Consider the following 12,081-nt stretch of genomic DNA (forward strand, 5'->3'; position numbering starts at 1 on the left):
CCGGGGTTTCTTTTTTCTATTACTTTTCATAAAAATAACGTTCGTAATACTATAATAACACTTTCATAACAACCATCCCCGTATTGATTAACATACGGCCTCTAATTTTGAGGAAAATAAAAACTCAAAAACTAGAAACTCAAAATTATAGTTATGAAAACAAAATTACGAATTGTATTTTTCGCTCTGATTACCAGCTTTTTTATACACGCCCAGCAGCAGCCAAAAGGAATTATTGGAACTACAAACTGGATGAACAATTGGACAAATTTTAAACCAGCCATAAATGAATATAACGAAGCAACTAATATAATTGCCGGAACAATTGATAAAGATACCCGCTTAGTTAAGCGTAATACGTATCATTTAGTTGGTGTTGTGTATGTTACCAATAATGCTACTTTAACCATAGAACCGGGAACAGTAATTCGAGGCGATGATAAAACCTGCGGCACTCTTGTAATTACAAACGGAGCAAAAATTATGGCTGAAGGTCTTGAAACTGACCCAATTGTTTTTACATCAGAAAATGAAAAAAACAATAGAAAGCCAGGCGACTGGGGCGGGATTATTATTTTAGGAAAAGCGCCTATAAATACTTTGGGAGGCATTCACACTTTACCTTTTGATTTAGAACCAACCCTAAATCATTATGGAGGTCAGGACCCAGAAGATAATTCTGGAGTTATGAAATATGTTAGAATTGAATATGCAGGACGAAAATTAAGTGCTTCTAAAGAGTTAAACGGACTTTCTTTAGCCGGAGTGGGAAGAAAAACAGTTTTAAGCAATATTCAAATCAGTTTTTCAAATGATGATTCTTTTGAATGTTATGGAGGTGACCTGAATATGAGTAACTTAATCTCATACAGAACAACTGATGATGATTTTGATTTTACACAAGGTGCACAAATCAATATTACTAACAGTATTGCTGTTCGTCATCCGTTCTCATCAGATATCTCAGGATCAAGATGTTTTGAAGTAGATTCATACGATAAAGTTCAAAATACAGATATGAGCAAAAAAATGACCAAAATTAATGCTTCAAATATCACTTTAATAAATTTAGAAGAAAACAATCAGGGCTTAGTTAGAGAATCTATTTATGTAAGAGAAAATACATTTTTTAACTTAAACAATAGCATTGTTTCTGGTTTTTCACCTTTTGTTTTATTAGAAGGAAACATTGGAAACGGAAATGAAAACTTAGCAAAAATGAGTTTTAAAAATACCATAGTTAACAATTGTAACGGAGGAATTACGAGCGAATCTTCAAGTTCAGATGCATCAATTCAAAATTTTTACAATCCAAATTCTGGTCTTGAATACACAAAAATGAAAAATATAGAATTGTTTATAACGCCAAACATCAAAGGAAACCCAGATTTTAGAGCAAACGTAAACAACACGCTGGCAATTGGAAATTAAGTTTTTAGTCAAAAGTTAGAATTTAAAATTTAACAAATTTCAAAGATTAGAAAAGTTTTTTTTGAAAATTTATGTATTCTAATTCAAATTACATTTATATCTTTGTCACATCAAAATAAAGAAATGAGAACAATAATGAACAATACTTGGTGGTGGAACAATTTACGTCAAACGTCGTGAACGAAGCTTCCTATGGTATTTTCAAAACTATAAATATAAAAGGCTTGTCATCACGACAAGCCTTTTTTTTTGGCCGGAACTTTAACAGAAAAATATATTAAAACTAAAAAACAACATACATTGAAACCGTTTATACTCAACACACATTACAAACAAATTCTGGCAGATACCATTACGCCGGTTAGTATTTATTTTAAAATAAGAGATAAATTTCCAAATAGTTTATTGTTGGAAAGCAGTGATTATCACGGAAACGACAACAGTTTCTCGTATATCTGCTGTAATCCTATTGCAACAATAAAAATTGAAAACGAAACCATTTCAAAAACTTTTCCAGACGGAACTTCAGAGCAAAGTAAAATCGATGCTTCAACCAATATTCCAGAAGTAATTCAGGAGTTTTCGAATCAATTTAAATCAGAAAAAAACGATTTTAAATTCATTAATAATGGTTTATTCGGATACATCTCTTATGATGCTGTCCGCTACTTCGAAAAAGTTTCAATTGCCAAAAAAGACAATGCAACTTCAATTCCTGATGTATTTTATGCGGTTTACCAAAACATCATTGCGATTAATCACTTTAAAAATGAGGCTTATATTTTCTGTCACAGTGTTGACGGAAGAAATAACATTTCTGAAATCGAACAATTATTGCAGTCAAGAAATATCGCTTTATACAAATTCACTAAAGAAGGTGAAGGTTTCTCTAACCTAACCGATGAAGAATTCAAACACAATGTAGCTTTAGCAAAAAAACACTGTTTTCGCGGCGACGTTTTTCAATTAGTTTTATCACGTCGTTTTACACAAGATTTTAAAGGTGATGAATTTAATGTTTACAGAGCTTTACGAAGCATCAATCCGTCTCCTTACCTATTCTTTTTTGATTATGGAGATTTCAAAATATTTGGTTCTTCACCCGAAGCACAAATTATTGTAAAAAACAGAAAAGCAGAAATTCATCCAATCGCAGGAACTTTCAAAAGAACAGGAAATGACGAACGTGATGCGCTTTTAGCAAAAGAACTTTCTGAAGATAAAAAAGAAAACAGCGAACACGTAATGCTGGTAGATTTAGCCAGAAATGATTTAAGCCGCAACGGACATGATGTAAATGTAGAAAAATACAGAGAAGTTCAGTTTTTCTCTCATGTAATTCATTTAGTTTCAAAAGTTACAGGACACTTACATGACAAAGCTACAACTATGCAGGTCGTTGCTGATACTTTCCCGGCAGGAACATTAAGCGGTGCGCCTAAACACAGAGCGATGCAGTTGATTGAAGATTACGAAAAAACAAATCGTAATTTTTACGGAGGTGCAATTGGAGTAATGGATTTTGACGGAAACTTTAACCACGCGATTATGATTCGAACTTTCCTTTCAAAAAATCATCAATTGCATTGCCAGGCTGGTGCCGGAATCGTAGCCAGTTCTGACGAAGAAAGTGAAATGCAGGAAGTTTATAACAAATTAAGAGCCCTAAATACAGCGCTTGAAATGGCGGAAAATATTTAGTCGCCAGTCGCGGTTTTCAGTCGCAGAACTTGAAACCTGAAACAATAAAAAAACAAACCATAAAAACCACAAACCATGAAAAAAGCAGTATCAATTTTAGTTTTAATCATTGCCATGACATCTTGTAATTCAGAGAAAAAACACAATCCGATTGAAGGAACCTGGCGTCTTATATCAGCAGAAACGACAGAAAAAGATTCAACTTTTTCTACTTTCAATTCAAAAACAAAAATGATTAAAATTATAAATGAAACGCATTTTGCTTTTTTCAATCATGATTTAAATAACGGAAAAGATTCAACAAATGCAGTTTTCTTTGGCGGAGGCGGAAAATACACCTTAAAAGACAGCACATATACAGAGTATCTGGAATTTTTCAATAACAGACAATGGGAAAACAACAAATTTGAATTTACGGTAAAAGTTAAAAACGACACATTGATTCAAAAAGGAATCGAAAAAATAGAAAAGTTAGGAGTTGACCGAATTATTACTGAAAAGTACGTTCGAGAAAAATAAATAAAAAAACAGCTGGGAGTCACGGTTTTCAGTCGCAGTTAAAAACCTTAGCAACTTAGAACCTTAGCAGCTTAGAACCTCAAAAAAAATGAAAAAAATATTAGTTATAGACAATTACGATAGTTTCACTTATAATTTAGTACACTATCTGGAAGATTTAAACTGCGAAGTAACCGTTTATAGAAATGATGAATTCGAAATTGACGAAATCGCTTCTTTTGATAAAATATTACTTTCTCCAGGTCCCGGAATTCCAGACGAAGCTGGTTTACTAAAAGCGGTAATCGAAAAATACAGTCCTACAAAAAGTATCCTTGGAGTTTGTTTAGGACAACAGGCTATTGGAGAAGTTTTTGGCGGAACACTTTCTAATCTTGATAAAGTATACCACGGTGTTTCGACAAATGTAAAAACGGTAGTTTCAGACGAAATTTTGTTCGAAGGTTTAGGAAACGAATTTGAAGTTGGAAGATACCATTCATGGGTTGTCGATGCAAATTTACCTGATGATTTAGAAGCTACTTCGGTAGACGAAAACGGGCAGATTATGTCTTTACGACACAAAAATTATGATGTTAGAGGCGTTCAGTTTCATCCGGAAAGTGTTTTAACCCCAAAAGGAAAAAGGATTTTAGAGAATTGGATTAACAGCTAGTCGAAAGTTTTAAAGTCGAAAGTCATAAAGTCAAAAAAAAAGGTCTTTCGCTATTTTAAAACTAAAAAACACAAGAAAAAAATGAATTACAAAGTCAAGGACTTTAAGACCTTTGACTTTAGACTTTAAGACTAAATTTCAATGAAAACTATATTAAACAAATTAATCAACCACGAAGTGCTTTCTAAAGAAGAAGCAAAAAACGTATTGATTAATATTTCAAGCGGTCAATACAATCCAAGTCAGATTTCGGCATTTTTGACTGTTTTTATGATGCGAAGCATTACGATTGACGAACTTTCTGGCTTTCGCGAAGCTTTATTAGAATTATGTATTCGTATCGATTTATCTGCATATAACACAATCGATTTATGCGGAACAGGCGGTGATGGAAAAGATACCTTTAATATTTCGACTTTAGCCTCTTTTGTAGCGGCAGGAGCTGGAATAAAAGTGGCAAAACATGGAAATTACGGTGTTTCTTCTATTTCAGGATCAAGCAATGTAATGGAAAAAATGGGAATTAAATTCAGTAATGATCCTTCGTTTTTAGAAAAATGCATCGATCAGGCTGGAATCTGTGTTCTGCACGCTCCCCTGTTTCACCCAGCGATGAAAAACGTTGGACCAATCAGAAAAGAACTGGCAGTGAAAACTTTCTTTAATATGTTAGGTCCAATGGTAAATCCATCATTTCCACAAAATCAGCTCGTTGGAGTTTTCAACTTAGAACTGGCAAGAATGTATGCGTATTTATACCAAAATACCAATGTAAATTTCACAATCCTGCATTCGCTTGATGGTTATGATGAAATTTCCCTAACCGGGCCAACAAAAATTATTACCAGCCACATGGAAGGAATGATAAAACCAGAAGATTTTGGCATTCGTCTTTTATCTCAAACTGAAATTGAAGGCGGAAAAACCATTGAAGAATCAGCCGAAATTTTCACCAATATTATTTCAGGAAAAGGAAACGAAGCACAGAATAATGTTGTTTGTGCCAATGCAGCAATGGCAATTGCAACAGTTACAAAATGTTCTCCTCAAGAAGGATTTGAATTAGCAAAAGAAAGTTTGTTCTCAGGAAAAGGGTTAAAAGCTTTACAAAAATTACAGGAATTATCACTTTAAAAAAAGCTTTGTATCAGTATCTTAGAATCTTAGCACCTTAAAAAAATGAATATTTTAGATAAAATAATAATAGATAAAAAACGAGAAGTTATTCTAAAGAAATCCATTATTCCGGTTTCTCAGCTGGAAGCTTCGGTCTTTTTTAATAAACAAACTATTTCTTTAAGTCAGAAATTAAAACAAAGCAATTCAGGAATTATAGCCGAACACAAACGTCGTTCACCTTCAAAATCAATCATCAACAACAATTTTACAGTTGAAGAAGTCGTAAAAGGCTACGAAAATGCTGGCGCCTGCGGAATTTCGGTTTTAACAGACGGGAAATATTTTGGCGGATCTTTAGACGATTTACTTTTAGCCAGAGCAAGCGTAAACATTCCGCTTTTGCGAAAAGAATTTATTGTAGACGAATATCAGATTTTAGAAGCAAAAGCACATGGAGCCGATTTAATTCTATTAATCGCAGCGGTTTTAACCCGTGAAGAAATCAAATCTTTATCTGAATTTGCCAAAAAACTAGGTTTAGAAGTTTTACTGGAAGTTCACAATCAGGAAGAATTAGAAAAATCGATTATGCCAACTTTAGACATGATTGGCGTTAACAACAGAAACCTAAAAACTTTTGAAGTAAGTCTTGATTTCAGTAAAGATTTAGCATCGCAAATTCCGGACGATTTTGTAAAAGTATCCGAAAGCGGCATTTCATCAATAGAAGCCATTCAGGAACTAAAACCATACGGTTACAAAGGTTTCTTAATAGGAGAAAACTTCATGAAAACCGAAAACGCCGGTCAAGCAGCTGTTGACTTTATAAGTCAGCTGTAAGCCGTAAGCTATAAGCAAAAAGTAAATAAAAAAATCAGCACAAAGCAAAAAGCCTATTGCCTATTGCCTAAAGCTTAAAGCAGTATAAAAAAAATGAAACTCAAAATATGCGGTATGAAATATCCTGAAAACATTCTCGAAGTAGGTGCACTCCTGCCCGATTATATGGGATTTATTTTCTGGGAAAAATCCGCGCGATATTTTAATGGAACTATTCCCGAACTTATAAAAACAATCAAAAAAGTGGGTGTTTTTGTAAACCAAAGTCTGGAAGAAATTTTAGAAAAAGTCGTAAAACACAATTTACAAGCCGTTCAGTTACACGGAAATGAATCGGTTGAATTTGTATCGGAACTAAAAAAACAATTATCAAAAAAAATCGAAATCATAAAAGTATTTTCAGCCGATGAAAATTTTGATTTTGAAATTATAAAACCTTTCGAACCATTCTGCGATTATTTTCTATTTGATACAAAAGGAAAACTACCCGGCGGTAATGGAACAACTTTCGACTGGAGCATATTAAAAAAATACAATTCGAAAAAGCCTTTCTTTTTAAGCGGCGGTATTGGAATGAAAGAATTAAAAGCCATCGAAGAAATTTCAAAAAGCAGTTTACCTATTTATGCAGTCGATGTAAATAGTAAATTTGAAATTGAACCTGGGCTGAAAAACAGAAATTTATTTAGCAATTTCAAACGAAAATTTGATGTTGCCAACTTTTAAAATTTAAAAAAATGAGTTTTAACGTTAACGAAAAAGGATATTACGGGGAATTTGGAGGAGCTTACATTCCAGAAATGTTATATCCGAATGTAGAAGAACTACGCCAAAAATACTTAAGCATAATGGACGAACCTGATTTTAAGGCAGAGTTCAACCAATTGCTTAAAGATTATGTAGGACGCCCTAGTCCGTTGTATTTTGCAAAACGCTTATCAGAAAAATACAATACAAAGGTTTATCTAAAAAGAGAAGATTTAAACCATACCGGAGCGCATAAAGTCAACAACACAATCGGGCAGATTTTATTAGCAAAACGTTTAGGTAAAAAAAGAATTATTGCAGAAACCGGTGCGGGTCAGCATGGTGTGGCAACTGCAACAGTCTGCGCACTAATGGGAATTGAATGCATCGTTTATATGGGAGAAATTGACATTGCGCGTCAGGCACCAAACGTTGCGCGTATGAAAATGCTTGGTGCAGAAGTTCGTCCGGCTCTTTCAGGTTCAAGAACCTTAAAAGATGCTACCAACGAAGCAATTCGTGATTGGATTAATAACCCTGTAGACACACATTATATCATTGGATCGGCAATTGGACCGCATCCTTACCCTGATATGGTAACACGTTTTCAGAGTATTATCTCAGAAGAAATAAAATGGCAGTTAAAAGAAAAAGAAGGACGCGAAAATCCTGATTATGTTGTTGCCTGCATTGGCGGCGGAAGTAACGCCGCAGGAACCTATTATCACTTTCTGCACGAACCGCAAGTTGGAATTATTGCTGTTGAAGCAGCCGGAAAAGGTGTTGACAGCGGGCACAGTGCTGCAACCAGTAAATTAGGAAAAGTCGGCGTTATTCACGGTTGTAAAACACTGTTAATGCAGACGCCAGACGGACAAATTACTGAGCCATATTCGATTTCTGCGGGACTTGATTATCCTGGAGTTGGGCCTTTGCACGCACATTTAGCACAAACCGGGCGCGGCGAATTTTTCTCTGTAACAGATGATGATGCTATGAATGCTGGTTTGCAGCTGACCAAACTAGAAGGAATTATTCCTGCTATTGAAAGCGCTCATGCATTTGCAGTTTTGGATCAGAAAAAATTCAAACCAGAAGATATTGTAGTGATCAGTCTTTCAGGACGTGGAGATAAAGATTTAGATAATTATATTGATTACTTTAAATTGTAATAAAAATTGTAATTTGGACGTTGGTTTTTAAAATCGCTAACGCAAACAATAACAAGAAAAATCATAATTATGGAACTATTATTTTCATACGGAACTTTAAGATCAAAACAAATTCAAATGCAGATTTTTAATAAAGTTTTAAGCGGAACACCAGACCAAATACTGGGTTTTAAACTTAAGAGTTTACAAATAGAAGAAGAATTTGGAATGGCAGATTATGTTGTTGCAGTACCAAGCGAAAATCTGGAAGACATTATACATGGTGTTGTTTTTGAAGTTTCTAGTCAAGAAATGTTAAAAGTAGATCAATTCGAGTCTAACTCATACAAAAGAGTTCAAGTAAAATTAAAGTCAGGAAGAATTGCCTGGGTTTACACAGAAAACAAATAATTAAAAATGATTCTAGCGGCAGCACAGACCAAACCTAAACGAGGCAATATTGCTTCAAATTTATTAGACCATTACAAACTCATTGAATTGGCGGCTCAAAATGGAGCACAATTAATCGCTTTTCCTGAAATGTCAATTACAGGATATGAAAGAGAAAATGCTTTGGAACTGGCTTTCGCCGAAGATGATTACAGAATAGATCACCTGAAAGATTTAGCGACGGACAATAATATTATCATTATTGCCGGCGCTCCAATCTTAATTGAAAATCAATTATTTATTGGTGAATTTATTATTTCTCCCAACGATTCGGTTTCTATTTACACGAAACAGTTTTTACATGAAGGCGAAGATGAATTTTTCCAGTCTTCGTTTGACAATAATCCGATGATTACAATTGAAGATCAAAATATTTCATTTGCAATTTGTGCTGATATTGACAATCCGAAGCATCCTGAAAATGCAGAAAAAAATAATGTCGACATTTATATTGCCAGTATTTTCTTTTCTCCAAACGGAATCCCGAATGCTTACAGAGATTTAAAACATTATGCTGAAAAACATAAAATGAATGTTTTGATGTCGAATTTCAGCGGTGAATCATGGGGTTCTCCATCGGCTGGACAAAGTGCTTTCTGGAATAATAAAGGAGAATTGATCGGGCAAATGAATGATTCTGACTCTGGATTATTATTGGTTGAAAAACAAAATGATAATTGGACAAGTAAGGTTTTAAAATTTTAAAAAATTATATCAGAATTGGATAGATTACAAAGGTTTTTTCACGCAGATTTAGCAGATTTTATTAGATCTTCATTAAAAAAAATCTGCGCGAATCAGCTTAAATCAATTTAAATCTGCGTGAAATATTTTTCAAATAAACTTAATATACCTACAAGGTTTTGAAAGCCTTGCAGTAGAAAAACATATCAAAATGAACAGAATAACTCAAAAATTACAAGAAGATAAAAAGATCCTTTCGATCTATTTTTCTGCGGGATATCCAAATTTAAATGATACCGTGCAGATTATTCAGGATTTAGAAAAAAACGGAGTTGATTTAATCGAAATCGGACTTCCTTTCAGTGATCCTTTGGCAGACGGACCAACTATTCAGGCGAGTTCTACACAGGCACTTCATAACGGAATGACAACTCAAATTCTTTTTGATCAGCTGCAAAACATCCGCGAAAGCGTAAAAATTCCATTAATCATTATGGGATATTTCAACCCGATGTTACAATACGGAGTTGAAGCTTTCTGCAAAAAATGTGCTGAAATTGGTATTGATGGTCTAATTATCCCAGATCTTCCGGTTGATGTTTATGCAGATGAATACAAAGCAATTTTCGAAAAATACGGTTTAATTAATGTATTCCTAATTACACCTCAAACTTCAGATGAACGTATTCGTTTTATAGACAGCGTTTCAAACGGATTTATTTATATGGTAAGTTCTGCAAGTGTTACAGGATCACAAAGTGGTTTTGGAAATGTTCAGGAAACCTATTTTGAAAGAATTTCAAATCTAAATTTAAAAAATCCTCAAATTGTTGGTTTTGGAATTTCAAATAAAGAAACTTTTAACCAAGCCACTAAATATGCAAAAGGAGCTATTATTGGAAGTGCTTTTATCAAACATTTAAGCGAAAGCGGCAGTGGGAAAATTCAAGAGTTTGTTGGAGAGATTCGATAATTAAATGTAAATTACACGGTATTTCAATTTTAGCAGCCGTGTTATGTTCCAATATTCCATTAAAAAAATAGTCTTTCTATTTTTCTTAAATTTTATATTTTGTATGGTATATGCACAGGAAAATTCTTCGTTGCATATACCTACAAAACAAGATACATTAAATGGTTCAATTACTCCAGAACGAATTTGGTGGGATATCCAACATTACGATCTTACCATAAAACCTGATTACAATACCAAAACGATTTCAGGAAAAAACATAATCGAATACAATGTGATTCAGAAAAAACATTCTGATTTAATGCAGGTTGATCTTGTTGCTCCGCTTAAAATCGACAGTGTTTTTCAAAAAGGGAAAAAGATAAATTATACACAGAATGAAAATATCTGGTATATAAAACTTCCCAAAAATCTTCTTTCTAAAAAAAACAAAATCACTATTTATTATTCTGGAAAACCTACAGAATCTATCAAACCGCCATGGGACGGAGGTTTAATCTGGGCAAAAGATTCTTTAAATCGTCCGTGGATTTCTGCTGCCTGCCAATACAAAGGAGCCAGTTTATGGTATCCTTGCAAAAATGCTTTATACGATGAACCTGATAAAGGAGCAAGTATTAATATTATTGTGGTAGATAGTTTAACAGCAATTGGAAATGGAAGATTAAAAAGCAAAATTAAAAACGCTGATAATACTTCGACTTATAAATGGGAAGTAAAAAACCCTATTAACCATTACGGAATTACTTTTTATATTGGAAATTATGTAAATCTTCAAGATACTTTTAAGGGCGAAAAAGGTCCTTTAAGCATGAATTATTGGGTTCTTGATTACAATAAAGAAAAGGCAGAAAAACATATGATTCCTGAGGTAAATATTACTCTGAAATCTCTAGAACACTGGTACGGCCCCTACCCTTTTTATGAAGACGGTTTTAAAATGGTTGATGCACCTTACATAGGTATGGAACATCAAAGCGCTGTTGCGTACGGCAGTTCGTATAAAAAAGGAACAAACAAAAAAGGCGGCGATATTTCGAATACAGGATGGGGCAAAAAAACAGATAAAATTATCGTTCATGAAATAGCTCACGAATGGTTCGGTAATAATATTACAGCAGGCGATATTGCCGACAGATGGATTCAGGAAGGATTTGCCGGTTTAGGCGAAGAACTCGTAATAGCTGATTTATGCGGTAAACAAGCTGGAAATGAATTTATGAATGGCCGATTCAGAACGATAGAAAATGATAAACCTGTTATTGGCCGATACGGAATAAACGAGGATGGAAGCAGTGATAATTATGTAAAAGGCTGGGCAGTCATGCACATGATTGCTTCTATTATAAATGATGATGAAAAATTCCGAAATATATTGCGTGGTTTAAATCGGGATTTTCATAATAAAGTTGTTACAACACAGGAAATTGAAACTTACATAAGCACTAAATCCGGTATCAATTTTCAGTACTTGTTTGATCAATATTTGAGAACAAATAAAGTTCCTGTTTTAGAATATCAATTTAAAAATGGAGTTCTTAATTATCGTTATGCAAATTGTAATCAAGACTTTGCTATGCCAGTTAAAACAAACCTGACAAAAGATAACTGGTTACGTCCTACTGTTTCATGGCAGTCATTAAAATCTGAAAATCAAGATACTGCAGCAGAATTAAAAATAGACATTAACTTTTACATTACACTTCTAAAGGTCGACTAATCAAAGGAAAAACTACTCTTAAAGACATAAAACTACTACACCGTTTTATGTTAATATTATGTTAAAATAAAATTAAACAAGCGTTTAAATT

At 33.7% G+C, this 12,081-nt stretch carries 12 protein-coding genes; all 12 read left to right on the forward strand.

The window, feature by feature from the left end; genetic code table 11:
• Positions 1 to 153: 153 nt before the first annotated feature.
• The 12 genes from FJOH_RS25260 (at position 154) to FJOH_RS25315 (ending at position 11,990) form a co-directional block, all read left to right on the forward strand.
• Positions 154 to 1,431: a hypothetical protein gene (locus FJOH_RS25260; RefSeq protein ID WP_012026854.1), complete on the forward strand. Its 1,278-nt coding sequence runs from the start codon at positions 154 to 156 to the stop codon at positions 1,429 to 1,431.
• A gap of 300 nt (positions 1,432 to 1,731) precedes the next feature.
• The gene (locus FJOH_RS25265; protein WP_044048601.1) at positions 1,732 to 3,132 is read left to right on the forward strand and encodes an anthranilate synthase component I family protein; all 1,401 of its coding nucleotides are present in this window, start codon (positions 1,732 to 1,734) and stop codon (positions 3,130 to 3,132) included.
• Between the two features lie 75 nt (positions 3,133 to 3,207).
• The gene (locus tag FJOH_RS25270) at positions 3,208 to 3,651 is read left to right on the forward strand and encodes a hypothetical protein (protein ID WP_012026856.1); all 444 of its coding nucleotides are present in this window, start codon (positions 3,208 to 3,210) and stop codon (positions 3,649 to 3,651) included.
• A gap of 88 nt (positions 3,652 to 3,739) precedes the next feature.
• Positions 3,740 to 4,306: an anthranilate synthase component II gene (locus FJOH_RS25275; RefSeq protein WP_012026857.1), complete on the forward strand. Its 567-nt coding sequence runs from the start codon at positions 3,740 to 3,742 to the stop codon at positions 4,304 to 4,306.
• 141 nt (positions 4,307 to 4,447) lie between these two features.
• A complete protein-coding gene (gene trpD, locus FJOH_RS25280; protein ID WP_012026858.1) occupies positions 4,448 to 5,440 on the forward strand; it encodes an anthranilate phosphoribosyltransferase in 993 nt (330 codons plus the stop codon).
• A gap of 45 nt (positions 5,441 to 5,485) precedes the next feature.
• Complete coding sequence (trpC, locus tag FJOH_RS25285) at positions 5,486 to 6,265, forward strand: indole-3-glycerol phosphate synthase TrpC (RefSeq protein WP_012026859.1); 780 nt, start codon at positions 5,486 to 5,488, stop codon at positions 6,263 to 6,265.
• Positions 6,266 to 6,358: 93 nt separating this feature from the next.
• Positions 6,359 to 6,991: a phosphoribosylanthranilate isomerase gene (locus FJOH_RS25290; RefSeq protein ID WP_012026860.1), complete on the forward strand. Its 633-nt coding sequence runs from the start codon at positions 6,359 to 6,361 to the stop codon at positions 6,989 to 6,991.
• Between the two features lie 11 nt (positions 6,992 to 7,002).
• A complete protein-coding gene (gene trpB / locus FJOH_RS25295; protein WP_012026861.1) occupies positions 7,003 to 8,184 on the forward strand; it encodes a tryptophan synthase subunit beta in 1,182 nt (393 codons plus the stop codon).
• 69 nt (positions 8,185 to 8,253) lie between these two features.
• Positions 8,254 to 8,574 (forward strand): gamma-glutamylcyclotransferase family protein, encoded by a 321-nt coding sequence (locus FJOH_RS25300; protein ID WP_012026862.1) that lies wholly within the window; start codon positions 8,254 to 8,256, stop codon positions 8,572 to 8,574.
• A gap of 6 nt (positions 8,575 to 8,580) precedes the next feature.
• Positions 8,581 to 9,318 carry a carbon-nitrogen hydrolase family protein gene (locus tag FJOH_RS25305; protein ID WP_012026863.1) on the forward strand — a complete coding sequence of 246 codons (738 nt, stop codon included), beginning with the start codon at positions 8,581 to 8,583 and terminating at the stop codon, positions 9,316 to 9,318.
• A gap of 190 nt (positions 9,319 to 9,508) precedes the next feature.
• Positions 9,509 to 10,270, forward strand: coding sequence for a tryptophan synthase subunit alpha (gene trpA / locus FJOH_RS25310; RefSeq protein ID WP_012026864.1), 762 nt, complete (start codon positions 9,509 to 9,511; stop codon positions 10,268 to 10,270).
• A gap of 103 nt (positions 10,271 to 10,373) precedes the next feature.
• Positions 10,374 to 11,990: a M1 family metallopeptidase gene (locus tag FJOH_RS25315; RefSeq protein ID WP_044048151.1), complete on the forward strand. Its 1,617-nt coding sequence runs from the start codon at positions 10,374 to 10,376 to the stop codon at positions 11,988 to 11,990.
• The last annotated feature ends 91 nt before the right edge of the window (positions 11,991 to 12,081 follow it).

It is taken from the genome of Flavobacterium johnsoniae UW101 (assembly GCF_000016645.1).
Lineage (GTDB): Bacteria > Bacteroidota > Bacteroidia > Flavobacteriales > Flavobacteriaceae > Flavobacterium > Flavobacterium johnsoniae.

What these genes read in the sequence shown, in the direction of transcription:
- FJOH_RS25275 (WP_012026857.1), top strand. Translation starts at nt 3,740, where the DNA reads ATGAAAAAAATATTAGTTATAGACAATTACGATAGTTTCACTTATAAT.
- FJOH_RS25315 (WP_044048151.1), top strand. Translation starts at nt 10,374, where the DNA reads ATGGTATATGCACAGGAAAATTCTTCGTTGCATATACCTACAAAACAA.
- FJOH_RS25300 (WP_012026862.1), top strand. Translation starts at nt 8,254, where the DNA reads ATGGAACTATTATTTTCATACGGAACTTTAAGATCAAAACAAATTCAA.
- trpC (WP_012026859.1), top strand. Translation starts at nt 5,486, where the DNA reads ATGAATATTTTAGATAAAATAATAATAGATAAAAAACGAGAAGTTATT.
- FJOH_RS25260 (WP_012026854.1), top strand. Translation starts at nt 154, where the DNA reads ATGAAAACAAAATTACGAATTGTATTTTTCGCTCTGATTACCAGCTTT.
- trpB (WP_012026861.1), top strand. Translation starts at nt 7,003, where the DNA reads ATGAGTTTTAACGTTAACGAAAAAGGATATTACGGGGAATTTGGAGGA.
- FJOH_RS25305 (WP_012026863.1), top strand. Translation starts at nt 8,581, where the DNA reads ATGATTCTAGCGGCAGCACAGACCAAACCTAAACGAGGCAATATTGCT.
- trpD (WP_012026858.1), top strand. Translation starts at nt 4,448, where the DNA reads ATGAAAACTATATTAAACAAATTAATCAACCACGAAGTGCTTTCTAAA.
- trpA (WP_012026864.1), top strand. Translation starts at nt 9,509, where the DNA reads ATGAACAGAATAACTCAAAAATTACAAGAAGATAAAAAGATCCTTTCG.
- FJOH_RS25270 (WP_012026856.1), top strand. Translation starts at nt 3,208, where the DNA reads ATGAAAAAAGCAGTATCAATTTTAGTTTTAATCATTGCCATGACATCT.
- FJOH_RS25290 (WP_012026860.1), top strand. Translation starts at nt 6,359, where the DNA reads ATGAAACTCAAAATATGCGGTATGAAATATCCTGAAAACATTCTCGAA.